This is a genomic window from Nitrospira sp. (assembly GCA_029194675.1).
Classification (GTDB): Bacteria; Nitrospirota; Nitrospiria; order Nitrospirales; family Nitrospiraceae; genus Nitrospira_D.
This window is the reverse complement of the sequence record JARFXP010000002.1, coordinates 807938-826092: the sequence shown is the minus strand read 5'-3', so window position 1 is coordinate 826092 and position 18155 is coordinate 807938. Positions and strand designations below refer to the sequence as shown.

Annotated in this window: 17 protein-coding genes; 14 read left to right on the top strand and 3 right to left on the bottom strand. The window is 56.8% G+C overall.

The features are described from left to right. The first annotated feature begins 471 nt into the window (after window positions 1-471). Window positions 472-678, top strand: coding sequence for a hypothetical protein (locus P0120_12850; protein MDF0675208.1), 207 nt, complete (start codon window positions 472-474; stop codon window positions 676-678). 484 nt (window positions 679-1162) lie between these two features. Here P0120_12850 and P0120_12845 read toward each other — a convergent pair whose 3' ends face one another. Both P0120_12845 and P0120_12840 read right to left on the bottom strand, forming a co-directional pair. After that, window positions 1163-1765 (bottom strand): hypothetical protein, encoded by a 603-nt coding sequence (locus P0120_12845; GenBank protein MDF0675207.1) that lies wholly within the window; start codon window positions 1763-1765, stop codon window positions 1163-1165. Then, window positions 1762-2436: a hypothetical protein gene (locus tag P0120_12840; protein ID MDF0675206.1), complete on the bottom strand. Its 675-nt coding sequence runs from the start codon at window positions 2434-2436 to the stop codon at window positions 1762-1764. Before P0120_12840 ends, P0120_12845 begins: the two co-directional genes overlap by 4 nt. 409 nt (window positions 2437-2845) lie before the next feature. Between P0120_12840 and P0120_12835 the strand changes: the two genes are divergently transcribed. The 6 genes from P0120_12835 to P0120_12810 all read left to right on the top strand — a co-directional run bounded on the left by P0120_12835 (window position 2846) and on the right by P0120_12810 (window position 5481). Then, complete coding sequence (locus P0120_12835) at window positions 2846-3376, top strand: hypothetical protein (protein MDF0675205.1); 531 nt, start codon at window positions 2846-2848, stop codon at window positions 3374-3376. 56 nt (window positions 3377-3432) lie between these two features. Continuing rightward, the gene (locus tag P0120_12830; protein MDF0675204.1) at window positions 3433-3747 is read left to right on the top strand and encodes a hypothetical protein; all 315 of its coding nucleotides are present in this window, start codon (window positions 3433-3435) and stop codon (window positions 3745-3747) included. 144 nt (window positions 3748-3891) lie between these two features. Next, window positions 3892-4245 (top strand): DUF488 domain-containing protein, encoded by a 354-nt coding sequence (locus P0120_12825; GenBank protein MDF0675203.1) that lies wholly within the window; start codon window positions 3892-3894, stop codon window positions 4243-4245. A gap of 119 nt (window positions 4246-4364) precedes the next feature. Then, window positions 4365-4670, top strand: coding sequence for a glyceraldehyde 3-phosphate dehydrogenase NAD-binding domain-containing protein (locus tag P0120_12820; protein MDF0675202.1), 306 nt, complete (start codon window positions 4365-4367; stop codon window positions 4668-4670). Next, window positions 4670-4864, top strand: coding sequence for a hypothetical protein (locus P0120_12815; GenBank protein ID MDF0675201.1), 195 nt, complete (start codon window positions 4670-4672; stop codon window positions 4862-4864). Before P0120_12820 ends, P0120_12815 begins: the two co-directional genes overlap by 1 nt. Before the next feature lie 68 nt (window positions 4865-4932). Then, entirely contained in the window at window positions 4933-5481 is a 549-nt protein-coding gene (locus tag P0120_12810; protein ID MDF0675200.1) for a hypothetical protein, read from the top strand. A gap of 121 nt (window positions 5482-5602) precedes the next feature. Here the strand turns inward: P0120_12810 and P0120_12805 are convergent, their stop codons facing one another. After that, complete coding sequence (locus tag P0120_12805; protein MDF0675199.1) at window positions 5603-5896, bottom strand: hypothetical protein; 294 nt, start codon at window positions 5894-5896, stop codon at window positions 5603-5605. A gap of 505 nt (window positions 5897-6401) precedes the next feature. Here P0120_12805 and P0120_12800 point away from each other — a divergent pair. From P0120_12800 to P0120_12770, 7 genes are all read left to right on the top strand, one after another. Further along, window positions 6402-6611 carry a hypothetical protein gene (locus tag P0120_12800; GenBank protein ID MDF0675198.1) on the top strand — a complete coding sequence of 70 codons (210 nt, stop codon included), beginning with the start codon at window positions 6402-6404 and terminating at the stop codon, window positions 6609-6611. A 134-nt stretch (window positions 6612-6745) separates the two neighbouring features. Further along, window positions 6746-7798, top strand: a complete 1053-nt coding sequence (locus tag P0120_12795; GenBank protein ID MDF0675197.1) for a DUF2235 domain-containing protein — start codon at window positions 6746-6748, stop codon at window positions 7796-7798. A 430-nt stretch (window positions 7799-8228) separates the two neighbouring features. Beyond that, window positions 8229-11930 (top strand): nitrate reductase subunit alpha, encoded by a 3702-nt coding sequence (locus P0120_12790; GenBank protein MDF0675196.1) that lies wholly within the window; start codon window positions 8229-8231, stop codon window positions 11928-11930. A 38-nt stretch (window positions 11931-11968) separates the two neighbouring features. Then, window positions 11969-13513 carry a nitrate reductase subunit beta gene (gene narH / locus P0120_12785; GenBank protein ID MDF0675195.1) on the top strand — a complete coding sequence of 515 codons (1545 nt, stop codon included), beginning with the start codon at window positions 11969-11971 and terminating at the stop codon, window positions 13511-13513. Then, a complete protein-coding gene (gene narJ / locus P0120_12780) occupies window positions 13510-14148 on the top strand; it encodes a nitrate reductase molybdenum cofactor assembly chaperone (GenBank protein ID MDF0675194.1) in 639 nt (212 codons plus the stop codon). The genes narH and narJ overlap by 4 nt, the downstream gene beginning before the upstream one ends. Window positions 14149-14175: 27 nt before the next feature. Next, window positions 14176-14868 (top strand): respiratory nitrate reductase subunit gamma, encoded by a 693-nt coding sequence (gene narI / locus P0120_12775; GenBank protein MDF0675193.1) that lies wholly within the window; start codon window positions 14176-14178, stop codon window positions 14866-14868. Between the two features lie 346 nt (window positions 14869-15214). Continuing rightward, window positions 15215-18064: a bifunctional transaldolase/phosoglucose isomerase gene (locus tag P0120_12770; protein MDF0675192.1), complete on the top strand. Its 2850-nt coding sequence runs from the start codon at window positions 15215-15217 to the stop codon at window positions 18062-18064. Window positions 18065-18155 lie beyond the last annotated feature (91 nt).

The following is an 18155-nucleotide window of genomic DNA, read 5'->3' as shown; positions in this document are numbered from 1 at the left end:
TTCGTCGCAAATCGCGCAGTCGCCAAGCGAGGTCCACGGCGCGAAGAATAATGAGGTGCGCGACCCGTCGAGTAAGGAGCGTCAGGTTTGCGCACGGGCACGAGGTTCACGACGCACTGAATAAGCGCGTCACGTTTGTGAACGCCGCCGAGACGTGAGGCGGCCCTGTCCCGGTGAGCGCCCAGAAAAGGAAGACATAAGGGTCAGATCTTGTACCGTGCATAGCACAGCTACGGTGTTCGGGTATCCGTCCAACACCCTCGCAGCTGCCGCGAGCTGAGTCCTCATCAGCCACTACCCTCACTATTCGCCATCCAATGACGGCCATCGGCTCGACTACACACATCACGGCCTCCCCTCTCATTCTGCAAACCGATCCACTCCGACAAAACGAGCTGAGTTGACAGGCTTCTTGAGCACCAATAGAATTCATTCAACGAAAGCTGCTCGTGTCAAGGAATAGGAACAACCATGAGACATATCCAGGCGCACTATGATGGAGAGAAGGTTGTCCTGGATGAGCCGGTGTCGCTTTCGGCTAACACGCCAGTTGAAGTCGTGATTCCGGATTCCCAAGAAGAACTAACCGTTCTCAGGACCGACACGTTCCTTGCTTCCTTACCCAGCTTAACGAAGATTTGGAACAACCCGCTCGATGCCGAGTATGACAAGCTATGACCGAGGCGATGTCGTCTTGGCCATCTTGCCGTTTTCGGATCTCACAGGGGTGAAACAACGGCCGGCAGTTGTTGTCAGCGCACCCGTCCGTAGATCTCTTGCTCCTCGGCTGACCTCGCAGCTTGAGCATCTACAATTGGGCGAATTCACCTTGGCTGATTTGGAAAAACGCTGGCCTCCTCTTTCCAAGCGTAGTCAAACGCGGATTGTTTACGCTGGATAAGGGACGCATCAATCGCCGTTTTGGCCGACTCGCTGCTGCTGACCAGGCCGCTCTCGACAGAGCCTTGCGACTTTGGCTGGGTCTCTAGCAGGTTGCGGAAACACCCTCCGTTCATCCTTCGAGAGCCTCAGGACGAACGAATCGGTCATTGAATATGTTCAGGTTTTCCGTTCGTGCTGAGCCCTTCGACTGACCCAGGACAGGCCTCTCGAAGCACACACATCGAATCACCGCAGCCTGTTAGAGACCGTGGCCAAGGATTCAAAGATGAAAATAGCAGTAGTCTTTCGAAGCGTCGCTCAAATACCCGGCAGGGCGATATCTCCATACTGTCGCGAGCGCGTGGCAAGCCAGAAGCCTGAGATTCGCCTGCAAGAGCTCGCCGGAGGCATCCGCGGGAACATCCCCTCGCGCCATGCCGCTCCATGCATCTTCTTCATCCTGGACGAACAGACTCTGTACGGAGACCGTCAATTGTTCCATATCTTTCTTCCGCGATGAGTATGCGAGCACGACCTGTTCCGCTTTCAATGACCTGGCTTGGGACAACGCGGCCGTTCGTTCACAACCTGCACATGATTCCGCCTCTTGTCGAGGGGATGTCGCATCCAGGATGATCAACTTATGGCCCCGCAACCATGTTTGCACCGCCTTACGCACGGTAGGATCTTCCGCCCACACGAACACGCTCGTGGCTTCTCCAGGAATAGCTCGGAAGGAGCCGGCGGTATAGATGTGATTGAGGTCCCCGACGCAGCCCGACGAGAGAAGCCCGACGATCAGCAAGAGAGTCCATCGCACCCGCACGAGCATATTTGGTGCGACGGTTCGGAAAGCCGTCAGGCACAGGAAGAGATGGTTCATGGCGTTGCAACCAAATCCGACCACTTGAATGAGAAGAAGAATAAGACCGTGTATTGATTATAGTATGCCGACCCCTCATACCATGCGGTCGATCGAACCAGTTCCCCAGTCCGGGTATCATATACATCTATCGTGAAACGGGCGTAAGCCTGTTGCCGCTGTTCATCATATACGGTGATCTGCGGTAGAGCAAAGGGGATGAGGACACTCTGAACCGGCGGCATGCCGAAAAAAAAACTTCCCTGTTCCGTCCCCAGCGCTTCTACGACGACGCGAAAGCGGTACCGGGCCTCCTCACCACGTATGCGCAAGGGGAAGCCCAATTCCCCCAGGCGAGCCTCAATCTTGCCCTGTACGACAGGCAGATCGGAGGCCTCATGGCGAATGACCGGCGGCGCCGGTGGAGTGATGGGGCTGATGATTTGAGGTGTGACAAACGACGCCTGTAGGAGCGACCGATCCTGGGGGAAGCCGGCTATCTCTACCACAACCGGCTGCCCCGAAGGTACCGGAATCGAGAGATGCTTCAGACTCCGTGTGATGGCCTGACTCAGAAGCAACTGCTCTATAGCGGTCCTGGATGTGCGGGTCGGCTCGCGGGGCAGCGCGCAACCGAACAGAAGCGAGGAAGCGACGACCGCACAGAGGATGGATTCCCTGAATCTTGGCACGATCAAGCAACCCACACCCTGCTCCGCGATGATGTGCTCGCTTGAACAGGTCGATCGCAGCTCATGAAAGGAATCTACTGAAGGCCGCCCTTCTTTTCAAGCGGGACCACCGACGGGATACATCTAGTGACTCGGATGACAGGCCTTATTCGAAACAGCAGTGAAGTCGGAAATAGAAGTGGGGTTGGACCTTGCACTGTGCATGATGCAGCTGAATAGATCCGACCTCCCGGCAACCCGTCCAGATCGTTGGCCTCCACCTGATGCTCCGTTTCCATCTCGTCGTTGCACCCGGCACGACAGATGTGTTCGGTTTGTCCTGCTAGGTGTTTTACGAGGTGTGTTCGAGAGATGAGATTTGTTTCACTAAAGAGACGTTGGAAGCCGGGACGAAGCGCTCCCATGAATCATGAAGCAGATCGGCTTTGTGTTACGTCCAGTGCAGCCCTTTCGGTTTGATCTCACCGTCTGGGCACTGCGGCGGCGGAGGAACAATACCATCGATCGTTGGGAGGAAGGGACCTATAGACGGACATTGGTCGTCGGTGCCATGCCGGTTCAGGTGGCCGTCACACAGCAGAAGACCGGGCTGGCCGTCACCGTCACTGGTGTCAGCCTGCCGTCGAGGACGCAAGCCGACGTGACGGCTGCATTGGATCGGTTGTTAGGCCTCCGAGTAGATCTTCGCAAGCTTTATCGGCTGGCGTCGCAGGAAACGAAGCTGCATCAGTTGGCTCGGCGCTTTCTCGGAATGAAGCCGCCGCGTTTCCCCAACGTATTCGAAGCATTGGTCAACGCGATCGCCTGTCAGCAACTCAGCTTGACCGTCGGGATCGCCTTATTGAATCGCTTGACGGAGCGCTACGGGTTAGGGAGCAGCAGCGAAGGCCGTGCGTTTCCACGTCCCGACGATCTGGGGGAGGTCGAGGTCCAAGGCTGAGAACATTGGGATATAGCCGAAGCAAGGGACAGACCGTCATTGATGCGGCCCGAGCGATGAGGGAAGGCAAACTCGACCTCGAAGGTTTCGGGACCATGGATGACGCTGAGACAGTGAACCGGTTGATGGAGTTGCGAGGAGTGGGACGTTGGACCGCTGAATACACCCTGCTGCGAGGCCTCGGACGGATTCACCAGTTTCCGGGCGATGATGTCGGGGCACAGAAAAGTCTCCATCGATGGTTGCGGCTGAAACGACCGCCGGACTATGACCATGTCCGCCGGGTGCTGCGCAACTGGCGACCATACGCCGGGTTGATTTATTTTCATCTGTTGCTGGACGGGCTCGACCGAAGGGGGTGGGTGACATAACCCCGCCCCGCACGCATATTCCGTCCATTGTCCTGATCATCGAACACTTCGGCGGAGAAACGCCTCGGAAAACATTCCAGGAAATGCAGCGAGCAGAAACATACACAATCGGCAGGCATTAAGCGATTTCACAGAGGTGCGGAGATGATAAAGATTAAGCGCGTCTACAGCGAGCCCGAGAAGCACGATGGTCTCAGAATTCTGGTCGATCGTGTCTGGCCGCGCGGTTTCAGCAAGGAACGGGCGAAAGTTGACGAATGGAGAAAAGAGCTGGCGCCGAGCACCGCACTACGCAAATGGTTCGGCCACGAACCTGCAAAGTGGACTGGGTTTCGTGAGCGTTACCGAAAGGAACTGGCCGAGTCCGGCGGGATCGAGGCGTTGAAGGAATTGGCACAGCGCTCCTGCTATGAAGCGATCACCTTGGTGTACGGCGCAACCGATGAGCAACACAATCAAGCGGTGGCTCTCAAGGAATTCATAGATCAGCTTGCCTAGCAAGCTGCGGAAAACTCGGCTGATGCCGACAATAGAGCTGGAATTGTCCGTACAGTGTCAGCGCCAGGATACCTTCAGGATGCTCAAAAAGGCTGTCCAGCAAGGCCGCAGCAAGCGAAGTGGCGAGGCGTACGCTTCGGTACGTTGAGCCTCTGAGCGATGCGAGAACGCCGCTGGCGGACTTTTTCAGCATCCTGTTAGACATGTCCGAAGGAAAAGGAGTGAAGCGGGATATGGCGACGATTGCGATTAACGGATTAGGCCGAATCGGGTGCGCCGCCTTCAAAATTATCCTTGAGACTTCGGAGTTGGAGCTTCGAGCAGTTAATGCTCTCAACGCTGCCGACGATCTTGCGTATTTACTGAACTACAACACGGTCTACGGACCTACCACGAGAAGGTCGTTCCGGTCCCTGATGGCCTGATGGTCAAGGAAAAGACTCACCCTGTGTTCAGAGAAAAAGACCCGGCCAGGTTGCCTTGGAAGAACCTCGAGATCGGAATGCAGGGGGTGTTTAACCGGTCAACAGATTTGGAACGTCACCTGGCGGCCGGCGCCAAGACCGTCATTCTTTCGGCGCCGGGCAAAAGCCCTGAAATTGCCACTATGGTCGAGTGAACACGGCGAACGGACCAACAACAGGCATTATCTCCTGCGCCAGTTGCACCACGAACTGTATTACTCCCGTGGTTGAGATCATGGGAAGAAGAATCGGGATCGAGAAGGCCATCATGACCACGGTGCATGCCTACACCGCCACTCAAGCGATTGTCGATCACCCGAATAAGAAGCGACGTCGAGGCCGGGCTGCCGCCGCAAATCTGATTCCTTCTTCCACCGGCGCCGCAGTTGCGACGACCAAAGCACTGCCGCAGTATGAGGGCAAGTTCGATGGCCTTGCCGTTCGCGTTCCGCTGGCGATTGGCTCTCTCGCGGATCTCGTGTTCCTCACAAGCCGGCGCGCGACGGTAGATGAAGTCAACAGGATCTTTACAGAGGAAGCGGACAGCGACCGGTACCGAGGCGTGCTCGGCGTGACCGACGAACCGCTCGTTTCCTCGGACATCATTCAGAACCCACGCGCGTCGATCGTAGACCTGGGACTAACCCACGTGGTGGATGGGAACCTCGTCAAAGTGATGAGCTGGTACGATAACGAGTGGGGATATACGTCCCAGATGATTAGGGAAGCCGTCAGAATCGCCGGTGCGCCAAAGGGGGCCGCAGTCCGTTAAAGCTCAACCTTCTGGAAGGACCCAGATGTCGGTAGCGAATCCTCGTCAAAGAAACAAGACAAGGCGCCGAGAACATCTACCCTCCGCAGGAAATGTCACGGCGCAGTCTCGATGAGGTGACCTAAGTCGAGGGCCTCCAGTGATAGCCGTTCTCTCCGTGGAGTCTCATTTCCTGTGCAACATCCTCTGTTAGTATGCGATCAATTTTTGCTGGAGTAAACGTTCTATCTGCTAAGGTAGGCCATCCGACAATCAACTTAAAGAGCTTCTTTTCGTTATTGACGGTAAAGGTATGGGTGAGCGGTCTGTCGGCGTGATACGCAACAGCAAAATTCTCGAATTCTTTCGTCAGATAGTTTGTGATCGCCTCGACATTTCTATCGATCCATGACGCGTCATTAGCCACATCTGCCATCGCAGCACCTCCCTTCGTAAATCCCCAAACAGTTCGGACAGGTTCGAGCGTGCGAGAGTTGCTTCCAGTCGAGTCGCCGGAATGTCTTCACCCTCGCTCGAACCGGCTCATAATCTTTACCGCAAAGTTTATGCTCACCTACATACAAGGTCTGCACCTACCGATGTTATTGCCTCTGTGCAGTCAAAGTTGTAGTAACCAAGATGGCACAGCAGAAGCGCTGCCTGAGGCTACCGGTACAAGTCCAACGAGCTGGAGCATTTTCACGTGACGGTTTAGAGATCAAAATGAATCGTTTCGCACAGGCCGCACAGTTCGAAGAGGCCGCCATCTCACCTGCTTCGTCTCCTCACGGCAAAATTCTCTTGTGATTTCAACTTATGCTCAGTCTAGCAAGGGTTGTGCACAAATCGATCTCGGTCGGGAGATCACGTGCGCTCAGCGTTTCCTGTTCTGTCTTGATTGAGGAACGATTCCATGGATCGATAAAACCGCTCTGGAGATCATGGCTCAAAAAAACATAGACAAGACAGCCAACGGCGATCCGTACTTCAAGCAGTTGGAGGTTGCCACTAAACCAGCCGTCAAGGAACAGTATGACGGGAAGCGCAAGGACATGAACCGTGTCCTCGAGCTGCTGGAAACAAAGGAAGGTAAGATCAGCGCCGAGACCGCGCATCGAATTTTTGCCATAGTCGTCAAAATAGTTCCCTAGGCCGTGCTCAAACCTACTCAAAAGTGAATGACATGAAATGGGAAGAGGCTACTTTTGACCCTGTCGGAGGGACCGTGTACGATTCCAACGTCCTGACTGTCGCTCCAACGGTTGGTTAAGGGAAGGAGAGGTATATGTCCAAAAACATCATCGTCTGCACCGACGGTACGTGGGACCATCCGGATTCCAAGACTCCGAACGTCGGCACGTCACCGGATGAGACGAATGTCTTCAAGTTCTTCGCCCTTCTGCCGGGTGAGGCGCAGATCCGCCCGGCCGGGGTGCGCGTCAAATCGATCCAAGGACAAACCGCCTTTTACGACGACGGCGTCGGAGCCGATGGAATATGGGCGGTGCGGATCGCCGAAGGAGCGACGGGAGCCGGTTTGGAGCTCAAGCTGCAAGCCGGGTATCGATTCATAAGCGAACAGTACGAGGATGGTGATCGGATCTACCTGTTCGGGTTCAGCCGAGGTGCCTACACCGCCCGCAGCATCGGGGGAATGTTGACTAGATGCGGCGTGCCGGCGCGCCAACGACTGGACGATACCTTCGCGAGCCATGCCTTCGACGTCTACCGCCGCAACGACGGCGCCGTGACGGCTCAGTTCCGCAAAGATTATCAGTGCCGAGACGTGTCGATCGAAGTCATCGGTGTGTGGGACACAGTGGGGGCACTCGGTATTCCCCTCGCACTCTTCAGCGGCCTCGATCATCTATTGTTCAGTTTTCACGACACCTCGCTGAACCCGAACGTCCGATTCGGCTACCATGCCGTCGCCATCGATGAGAAGCGGGAAAGCTTTCCGCCCACCCTGTGGGACCCGCGCGAAGGTGTGGAGCAGGTGTGGTTTGCCGGAGTCCATTGCGACATCGGCGGCGGGTATAAGGAAACAGGCCTGTCTGACGTGACGTTCGGATGGATGCTGAACCGAGTGCAACCCCATGGCCTGCTGTTCAAGGACGGCACGTTCACCAAGGATGGAACCGCCACGATCACCGGCGATCCCCTCATGGTGCCGATGCATGATTCCTACAAACCGCCGTTCATCACGCTCCACCCCTCCGTGCGCGTGATTCCTCCATCCGCCCCATTGCATGTCAGCGTGCAAGAACGACTGGAGAAGGCGAAACCGGAGTACCGACCGACAAACCTGCCGCCGGAACCGCGCAAATACGTCGAGTGATACAGCCTCGCCGACCGGCGTTCGCGGAAAAACAAAGGGAACCTCCATCTCGAAGGCATCGGTTAAGTAAGCACACATCTTCGTTCACATCCCAGCTCATCGGAAGAGCGGCCTGTGAGCATCTCTCCCCACATGAACTCACTTGAATAGGCATTTCGTTGGCCTGCCCTCAAGTTGAGACGGTTCGTCCTTTTTATTACGACAGCTTCATGTCTCATAACTACGTCTTCAAAATCAGATTCATCTGGTCTCGATCTGCCGACCTGCCGCCATATAAATGAGGAGAGCGTGAGGGGCAATAGATAGGTGGTGATCCACCTATTCGACAACGATCTTCAATTCAAGACGGTTTTAGTCTGTCAAGTTTGCACTCCGTCCGCTTCGTGAACAAAGAACACCAAGGCTAGGGTCTGTTCCGGAAAGGGTACCTATGAGTCATTTCCTCGATCGGCTCCTGTTCTTCCGTGAAAATCTCGACAGATTTTCAGGGAAACATGGGATCGTCAGGCGAGAGGATCGCACCTGGGAGAATGCCTATCGCGATCGCTGGAACCACGACAAGGTGGTGCGTTCCACCCATGGGGTCAACTGTACCGGCTCATGTAGCTGGAAAATCTATGTCAAGAACGGATTGATCACCTGGGAGACGCAACAGACAGACTATCCTCGCACACGCCCCGACCTGCCGAATCATGAACCTCGCGGATGTTCCAGAGGGGCGAGCTATTCCTGGTATGTCTACAGCGCGCAACGCATCAAATACCCATTGGTACGGGCACGTTTGATGGCCCTGTGGCGAGAAGCCCGGAAAACGTTGGAACCGGTAGAGGCCTGGGCCTCGATTGTCGAGGACAGGGGCAAGCGCGAGCAGTACACGTCGATACGAGGACAGGGTGGCTTCGTGCGCGCAACGTGGGACGAGGTCACGGAGCTGATCGCGGCGGCTAATGTCTATACGATCCAGCGATACGGTCCCGACCGCATCGCCGGGTTTTCTCCCATCCCAGCGATGTCGATGGTGAGTTTCGCCGCTGGTACCCGCTATCTTTCACTGATCGGCGGCGTCATCCCGTCGTTTTACGATTGGTACGCCGACTTGCCTCCGTCCTCGCCGCAGGTCTGGGGAGAGCAGACTGACGTGTGCGAGGCTGCCGATTGGTACAACTCTTCTTACATTGTCGTCTGGGGGTCGAACATTCCGCAGACTCGGACTCCCGATGCGCATTTCTATACGGCAGCACGGTACAAGGGCGCCAAGACCGTCGCCGTTGCTCCGGACTTCGCAGAATACGTGAAGTTCGCCGATCTCTGGCTGGCGCCCCGGCGAGGCACGGATGCAGCGCTGGCCATGGCGCTCGGCCATGTCATCCTGAAGGAGTTTCATCTGACCGCCCGCATTCCCTACTTCTTGGATTATTGCCGCCAGTACAGCGATATGCCCATGTTGGTCTTCCTGCGTCCCAGAGACGACGGATATGAGCCGGGCCGGTTTGTCAGAGCATCCGACTTCAACGACCAACTGAGCGAAACCAATAATCTAGAATGGAAGACGGTGGTCATTGACGAGGTCACCGGCCATCTGTGCGTCCCTCACGGCAGCATCGGCTTTCGGTGGCGTGAGAAAGGACGCTGGAATCTCGATCTGGCCGACGCGGCGACCGGCCGCAAGATCACGCCCGCGTTAAGCGTACTGCCGCAAGCAGAGGAGTTCGTGTCGGTCGTCTTCCCCTATTTTTCAGATGATCATCTGCCGATTCTTCGCCGCCTGGTTCCGGCCAGACGGCTCAGCACCGTTCACGGCGACAGCCTTGTGGTCACCGCCTATGACCTCCTGCTGGCCAGTTACGGCCTCGATCGAGGGCTTGGAGACGATCAAGCGGCACGGGACTACGATCAGGACATTCCCTATACGCCGGCATGGGCAGAAAAACATACGGGTGTCCATCGTCATCAGATCATTCGGCTCGCCCGTGAGTTCGCAGAGAATGCCGAGAAGACACGGGGCCGTTCGCTGGTGATCGTCGGAAACGGGATCAACCAGTGGTACCACACCGACATGATCTACCGCGCAATCATCAATATCATGGTCATGTGCGGATGCGTCGGGCGATCAGGCGGAGAGTGGGCTCATTATGTGGGGCAAGAAAAAGTGCGGCCTCTTGCCGGCTGGACGACCGTGGCCTTTGCGCTCGATTGGGTCCGCCCACCGAGACACATGAACGGCACCTCTTTCTTTTACGCCCACACCGATCAGTGGCGGTATGAAAGCCTACGGCCGGCCGAGACTCTCTCGCCGACAGCCAAAGACGATCCGGATGCGGATGCTGCCCATCTCATTGATTGGAACGTGCGGGCCGAACGCAGAGGTTGGCTTCCTTCCGCACCTCAGCTCAACAGAAATCCGCTCGATGTGGTGAGCGAAGCGGAAGCTGCGGGTATACATCCAGTTGAGCATACCGTCGAGCAACTGCGAACCGGGGCTCTCTCAATGGCGTCGGAAGATCCCGATCACCCCAAGAACTTCATCCGGAACCTGTTCATCTGGCGTTCCAACTTGATCGGCTCCAGCGCAAAGGGCCATGAATACTTTTTGAAGCATCTGCTCGGCGCCGCCCACGGTGTCCTGGCTCCCGACCTCAAGGAACAGGAGGCACCGCTCCCGCGTGAGGTGATCTGGCGGGATGAGGCTCCCTCGGGGAAACTCGACCTGTTGGTGACACTCGATTTTCGCATGTCCTCGACCTGTCTCTACTCCGATGTCGTGTTGCCCAGCGCGACCTGGTATGAAAAGGACGATCTGAACACATCGGACATGCACCCCTTCATCCACCCGTTGTGCGAGGCGGTGAACCCACTCTGGGAGAGCAAGGCTGATTGGGACATCTTTAAAGAGATCGCTTCGAAGTTCTCCGAACTTGCCGGACCGGTCCTGGGCACACGGAAAGACCTCGTCTTGACGCCTCTGTTGCACGATACACCGAGTGAGCTCGGTCAGGCGACGACGTCCGATGACTGGAAGCGCGGCGACTGTGAAGCCATCCCAGGTAAGACGATGCCGACCATGACCCTGGTCACGCGACCTTACGGCGAAACATATGATCGATTCGTCGCACTCGGGCCGCTGACGCGAGACCTGGGAACAGGAGCGAAGGGAATCGTCTGGGACAGTAGAGATGAAGTTGAAGCGCTGCGCAGGCTCAACGGCGAGACGGACAATCGAGAGCCCTATCCGAAGCTGGAAACGGCCCGGCAGGCGTCCCAAACCATCTTGACCCTGGCGCCGGAGACGAACGGTCACGTCGCGGTCAAGGCATGGGAAGCCCTCTCACAGCGGACCGGCCGATTCCACAAGCATCTGGCCGAAGGGCGGGCTGAGGATCGGTTCACATTCGACGATCTGGTTGCGCAGCCCAGAAAGGTTATCTCCTCGCCCACTTGGAGCGGCATCGAATCGGAAAAGGTCTCCTACACCGGAAGCTATACCAACATCCAGGAGCTGATCCCCTGGCGAACGCTGACGGGACGCCAACAACTTTACCAGGATCATCCGTGGATGCGCCTCTTCGGTGAACAGGTCTGCGTCTACAAGCCGCCCGTGGATACTCGATCCGTTGAAGCGCTTCGTCGTCACATGAAAAACGGTGACAGGAACTTCCTCGTCGTCAGTTGGATCACCCCTCACCAGAAGTGGGGAATCCACACGACCTACAGCGAGACGAGTCCGATGCTCACCCTGTCTCGAGGCGGTCCGATCGTCTGGCTGGCGGAAGCGGAGGCCAGAGAAGCAGGTATCAGGGACAACGATTGGATCGAGGTCGTCAATGCCAATGGCGCGCTCGTGGCGCGGGCGATTCTCAGCCAGCGGATACCGCGAGGAGTGGCGATGATGTACCACGCGCAAGACAAGATCATCAACATGCCGGTGGCTCCAGCCACGGGCCGGCGCGGAGGCATTCACAACAGCCTGACAAGGATCATCATGAAACCGACTCACATGATCGGTGGGTACGCGCACCTGGCCTATGGTTATAACTATTATGGAACGGTCGGGACCAACCGAGACGAGATGGTCGTGGTGCGGAGGCTCGAACGGGTCACGTGGGATGCCGATCCCCTTGCGACCAGACGCTAACGCTCAAGCGATGGGAGACGTTCATCAATGGAGGTCTTATGAAAGTCCGCGCGCAGGTGGCTATGGTCATGAACCTTGATAAATGCATCGGCTGTCACACCTGCTCCATTACCTGCAAGAACGTGTGGACGTCACGTGAAGGCATGGAATACGTCTGGTTCAACAACGTCGAAACCAAGCCGGGCGTCGGCTATCCCCATGAATGGGAAAACCAGGAACGCTGGAACGGCGGTTGGGAACGTAAGGAGAACGGCACGATCAAGCCGAAACAGGGCGCGCGCTGGCGAATCCTGACCAACATTTTCTCGAACCCCAACTTGCCGCAGCTGGACGATTACTACGAACCATTTACCTTCGACTACAACACACTCCAGCGCGCGCCGGAAGGACCGACGACGCCCACAGCCCGGGCAATGTCCATCATCACCGGGGAAATCAAGGACAAGATCGACGGGGGTCCGAATTGGGAAGACGATCTTGGCGGCGAGTCAGCGGAGCGCTTCAAGGACGTCAATGTCGATGGAATCGATCAGGATCTCCTGGCTTCATTCGAAAACACCTTTCTGTTCTACCTCCCCCGGCTCTGCGAGCATTGTTTGAATCCCACCTGCGTCGCGTCCTGTCCGTCCGGTTCGATCTATAAACGAGAGGAAGACGGCATTGTGCTGGTGGACCAGGATAAGTGTCGTGGCTGGCGGATGTGCGTCAGCGGCTGTCCCTATAAGAAGATTTATTATAACTGGCACACAGGCAAGGCTGAGAAATGCACCTTTTGTTATCCGCGCATCGAATCCGGCCAGCCGACCATCTGTTCGGAGACCTGCGTCGGTCGCCTGCGATACCTGGGAGTCATCCTCTATGATGCGGATCGCATCGAACAAGCGGCGACCGTCGAACAGGAACAGGATCTGCATGAGGCCCAGCTTGGACTGTTTCTCGATCCCAAAGATCCGGCTGTGCAGGCGCAGGCGAAACAGAACGGGATTCCAGACAATTGGCTGGAGGCTGCCAAGCGGTCCCCCGTCTATAAGATGGCGATCGAGTGGCGTCTGGCGTTTCCTCTCCATCCCGAATACCGAACGTTGCCCATGGTGTGGTACATACCCCCGCTCTCACCGGTTTCGAATTCAGCCGAGACTGCGCATTCTGAGGTGGACGGGCTTCCCGATACATCCTCCCTCCGGATTCCTGTACGCTACCTCGCACATCTTCTGACGGCAGGCAAAGAGGAGCCCGTCGTGCGCGCGTTGGATCGGCTGCTCGCGATGCGCCGCTACATGCGAAAGAAAGACATGGGGGACGACGCAGCCCTGTCGCTGCCACGGGTGGGACTGAGCGAAGCCCAGATCGAGGAGATGTACCGGTACCTCGCGATTGCCGATTATGAAGACCGTTACGTCATTCCAACCAACCATCAGGAGGCCATGTCACATAGTTTCGATGACCAGGGTTCCTGCGGCTTCTCCGCCGACAGCCGATTTTCCGAGGGAGTGACGGGGGCGAGTGTGTTCGCCGGCAAGGAACGGACGAAGGTGCAATTGATCAGCGTGAATGAGATCAAGAGAGGGAGCCGCAGGCCGTGAGGCTCTATAAGGTCATCACCCTGCTCTTGACCTATCCCGAACAGCATTGGCTGCAATCGGTCGGCGAGTTGCGGGCGATCCTGTCCACCGAGACCGGACGAAGCCGGCGCGCGGGGCGTCGGCTCGACGGCTTGTTCACCCATCTGCAGCGCGGAACCTTGATCGACCTGCAAGCGACATACGTGGAGACCTTTGATCGAAATGCCGCCCATTCACTGCATGTCTTCGAGCACACGATGGGGGATTCCCGCGAGCGGGGTGAGGCGATGGCTCGACAGGTGGAAGAATACCGACGGTTCGGTCTGGAACCGACGAGCCGGGAATTGCCGGATTTTCTTCCGCTGTTCCTCGAGTTCCTGTCCCTGATTCCACCTGAGGAGGCGCAAGGGCGACTCGCCGCCATCGAAGATGTGGTGGAATCTCTGCATAACCGGCTCGCGGCTGTCTGTTCCCCCTACGCTGGAGCCTTCGATGCCCTCACGGCGATGATTCCCGGCTCCGTGTTATCGGGAACCTCGTCCCCGATTCGTAGCATGAAGCGATTTCTTCGTCGGAAGCAGTCCGGGATTCGAATGGGAGTGCAGGGAACGTTCACGAAAGAACCGCTCGGCGGCGACAGACATCGTGAGACCTGACACGATTCGACAGGATGAGGATGTGATATGTCCAATCTTCACGAGTTCTTCTTTCAAATCTATCCGTACATCGTCGGCTCCCTGTTTCTCCTGGGCAGTTTGCTGCGGTTCGAGCGAGGCCAATATACCTGGACCAGCGATTCAAGCGAGTTGCTCAGGCGCGGAACGCTCCGATTCGGCAGTAACCTCTTCCACGTCGGCGTGTTGTTCCTCTTCCTGGGACATTTTATCGGCATTCTCATGCCGGAGGTGTTCGGGATGATGGGTATCGGTCTACCTGGACATCAGTTGGTGGCCATGATCAGCGGTGGACTCTTCGGATCAGCCTGCTTGGTCGGGCTCCTCATGCTCATCCATCGGCGCGTGACGGAGCCGAGAATCCGCGCGACCACGCGCGTGATGGACATGGTCGTGCTCCTATGGATTCTCATGACCTTGTCCTTCGGCTTGGTCACACTGTATTTTTCCGCCCAGGAATTGTCAGGAGGCAACTTGATACCCTTGTCCCAATGGGCCCGTCATATCATCACGTTTCACGGGGACGCCGCTTCCTTCGTGGTGGAGCTGTCGCTGGTCTATCAAGTTCATATGGTATTAGGGATGACTCTGTTTGCGCTGATCCCATTCAGCAGACTCGTCCACATCTGGAGCGGATTTGCATTGGTGGCCTACCTCCTGCGGCCGTATCAGGTGGTGCGTCCGGGATTGCGTCAGCGGTAAAGCGGTTTACCGAGAGGCGAGATCAAAGGAGAAGGCGTGCAGGACATCATCGAGGCGGAAACCACGAAGCTGTATAAGAACGGGTCTTTTGTCCTCAGTGGAAGGACACAGAAAACGCTGTGATTTTTCGGCAGAACGATGAGAGTTTTCCTGATGTTCTGACTGGTCGAATGGATGTATCAATCTTGGTCAGGATAGAGACACTTTCGAGACGAAGACCTTCGGCTTGGGTGTGAGATTCTCGGGCATTCAGCAGCAAGCGATCAGCGGAAGCCTCCGTCGAATACGCAGAGTGGTCGATTAACTCAGTCGTTATAGGGAAGATTTCTAGCTTGGGAAGGATACCATGACCAATCCCTTACTACACCTTCAGACGTTTGAACAGAGCATCTGGCTGGACTTCATTCGGCGGGGCATGCTGACCTCGGGCGAGATGCAGCAGTTGAGGGAGGACTGCGGCGCTCGAGGAGTCACGTCCAATCCTTCCATTTTTGAAAAAGCCATCGTGGGGAGTCGTGACTACGACGACAGAATTCGTGCCCTCACGCTGGAAGGCAAAGCCTCCCGGGAGATTTATGAGGATCTGACCCTCAACGATGTGCAATGCACCGCCGACCTGTTCAGACGAGTCTATGACCAGACGGAGGGAAGAGACGGTTTCGTAAGCCTTGAGGTCTCCCCGGACCTGGCCGATGATGCGACAGGAACCGTGGAGGAAGCGCGCCGTCTTTGGCAACTGCTCAACCGACCGAATGTGATGATTAAGGTGCCCGGAACGCGCGAGGGGATCATTGCCATCCGTCAGCTCACAGCGGAGGGTATTAATGTCAACGTCACCTTGCTGTTCGGCCTTTCCCGCTATCGCGATGTCTGCGAAGCCTACGTTGAGGGACTGACGGCCCGCCTGGCGAGAGGGATGCCGCTCGGCCGCGTGGCGTCGGTAGCGAGCTTTTTCCTCAGTAGAATTGACATCCTCGTGGATTCTTTGTTGGACCAGCGCCGGCAGGAGAGGAATACCGACAAGTCTTATCATGACCTCCTCGGACAGACGGCCATTGCCTGCGCCAAGGCCGCATACGAGATCTACAAAGAGCTCTTCCATGGTGAGCGGTTCCGTCCACTGGCTGTTCAAGGGGCGAGACCGCAACGATTGCTCTGGGCCAGCACGAGCACCAAGAATCCGAAGGAAAGCGACGTGAAGTATGTGGAGGCGCTGATCGGTCCGGATACAGTGAACACACTGACGCTGGAGACGTTGCAGGCCTATCGGGATCACGGCCGGCCGTCGGCTCGATTGGAAGAAGGAATAACGGAGGCGCGGAATGTGCTCGATCGGCTCCGTAAGATCGGGATCGATCTGGAGAAGGTGAGCGACCAACTCGAGGAAGACGGTATCCGGAAATTCATTACGGCGTTCGATGGTCTCACGGAAAGCATCGAACGAAAGCGCACGGCGACCTTGAAAGAGCCGTTGGATCGGCAAACGTTGACGCTTCCGGGATACGACTCGTTCCTTCAGGATCGGCTCAACGCCCTAGAGCAAAATCGGTTCACCTCTCGCTGTTGGCGGAAAGAGGCGGCCTTGTGGAAGCCGGATGCGCACCATCAAGAGGCGATCCGGCACTCCTTGGGATGGCTGCATGTCGCGGAGAAAATGGAAGACCATCTTGACGAGCTCTTCGGGTTCGCCGAGGAAGTCCGCCGCGACGGGTTTCGGCGCGTCGTTCATATGGGGATGGGAGGCAGCAGTTTGGCTCCGCTGGTCTTCCAGCGAATCTGTCCACGGAGGACAGGCGGGCTCCCGTTGATGGTGCTGGATACGACCGATCCCGCGACAGTCCTAAAGATCGAACAAGAAGGACCTTTGGCCGATACCCTGTTTATTGTCGCGACCAAATCCGGGACAACCGCCGAGCCTTTGGCGTTCAGGGACTATTTCTTTGCCAAGCTGAAGAAGATCAAGGGCCTTCAAGCAGGAGACAATTTTGTCGTGATCACGGATCCGGACAGCCCACTGGTCAAGCAGGCTGAAGAACGGAGGTTCAGGAGAGTCTTTCTGAATTTTTCCGATATCGGCGGTCGGTATTCCGCTCTGTCATATTTCGGCCTCGTGCCCGCGACGCTGATGGGCGTCAATGTGTCTGAATTGCTGGTGCGTGCCCTTCGGATGGTGCATGCCAACGCGGCCTGCGTGCCGGTCAAAGAAGCTCCTGGAATCGTCTTAGGCACGGTGATGGGAGAACTGGCTCTGCACCACCGCGACAAGGTCACGCTCCTGACCTCGCCTTCGCTTCGGGCGTTGGGACTCTGGATCGAGCAACTGCTGGCTGAAAGTACCGGCAAGGAAGGCGTCGGGTTGCTGCCGGTCGCGGGTGAAGCTTTCGGGGAGTCATCCGTCTATGGGGATGATCGGCTGTTTATTTCTATCCACGCACAGGACGAACGTGACGAGTCGTTGGATCGGAACCTCGCGGCTCTACAGGCGGCAGGGAAACCGGTCGTGAGCATTCAACTGGAAGATCCGCTCGATCTTGGACAGGAGTTCTTCCGTTGGGAAATGGCCGCGGCGACAGCCGGGGCGATCCTCGGCATAAACCCATTCGATCAGCCGAATGTGCAGGAGAGCAAGGATAACACCAACCGCTTGCTTGCGAACGTCGAACAGGGAGGAGGGTTGCCTGAAGAATCTTCGACGGTCGTGGAAGGGTCGTTGGCGCTCTACGCCCGGGAGGTCGGGCATTCCGCGTCGGAGGTGCTGCGACGATTCTTTCAGCAAGCTCTCGTCGGAGATTATGTGGCGTTGCTGGCATACCTCCCTGAACAGACGGACATCGAGGAACGGCTTCAGGCGATCCGTGAACTGTTGCGGGATCGATTGCATGTCGCCACGACGGTCGGCTACGGGCCTCGCTACCTCCATTCCACCGGGCAATTCCATAAAGGCGGTCCCAATACGGGTCTCTTCCTGCTGATCACTGCCGACGAGGCGATCGACGCGGCGATTCCTGATAAGCCCTACACATTCGGCGTCTTCAAACATGCCCAGGCGCTCGGCGATCTCGAATCGTTGCGCAAACACGGCAGACGGGTGCTGCGGGTCCATCTACGCGAAGAGGTCACAGCCGGCTTGACGACGCTAGGCGAAGCACTGGAGTCCACCCTTGCCTCACCTGTCCAGGAATCTGTCGTCCATTGAGTGAAGAACAGGCCGTCCGGCTGATTGTACCGCTATCGACAGCCTGAGGCGCTGCTTAGCCGGAAACGTTCGGCTTTCTGGAACCATCGAG

Bases quoted from the DNA above. Each gene is read 5' to 3' on its own strand.
- P0120_12850 (MDF0675208.1), top strand. From the start codon at position 472: ATGAGACATATCCAGGCGCACTATGATGGAGAGAAGGTTGTCCTGGAT.
- P0120_12845 (MDF0675207.1), bottom strand. From the start codon at position 1,765: ATGAACCATCTCTTCCTGTGCCTGACGGCTTTCCGAACCGTCGCACCA.
- P0120_12835 (MDF0675205.1), top strand. From the start codon at position 2,846: ATGAAGCAGATCGGCTTTGTGTTACGTCCAGTGCAGCCCTTTCGGTTT.
- P0120_12830 (MDF0675204.1), top strand. From the start codon at position 3,433: ATGAGGGAAGGCAAACTCGACCTCGAAGGTTTCGGGACCATGGATGAC.
- P0120_12825 (MDF0675203.1), top strand. From the start codon at position 3,892: ATGATAAAGATTAAGCGCGTCTACAGCGAGCCCGAGAAGCACGATGGT.
- P0120_12815 (MDF0675201.1), top strand. From the start codon at position 4,670: ATGGTCAAGGAAAAGACTCACCCTGTGTTCAGAGAAAAAGACCCGGCC.
- P0120_12805 (MDF0675199.1), bottom strand. From the start codon at position 5,896: ATGGCAGATGTGGCTAATGACGCGTCATGGATCGATAGAAATGTCGAG.
- P0120_12800 (MDF0675198.1), top strand. From the start codon at position 6,402: ATGGCTCAAAAAAACATAGACAAGACAGCCAACGGCGATCCGTACTTC.
- P0120_12795 (MDF0675197.1), top strand. From the start codon at position 6,746: ATGTCCAAAAACATCATCGTCTGCACCGACGGTACGTGGGACCATCCG.
- P0120_12790 (MDF0675196.1), top strand. From the start codon at position 8,229: ATGAGTCATTTCCTCGATCGGCTCCTGTTCTTCCGTGAAAATCTCGAC.
- narH (MDF0675195.1), top strand. From the start codon at position 11,969: ATGAAAGTCCGCGCGCAGGTGGCTATGGTCATGAACCTTGATAAATGC.
- narI (MDF0675193.1), top strand. From the start codon at position 14,176: ATGTCCAATCTTCACGAGTTCTTCTTTCAAATCTATCCGTACATCGTC.
- P0120_12770 (MDF0675192.1), top strand. From the start codon at position 15,215: ATGACCAATCCCTTACTACACCTTCAGACGTTTGAACAGAGCATCTGG.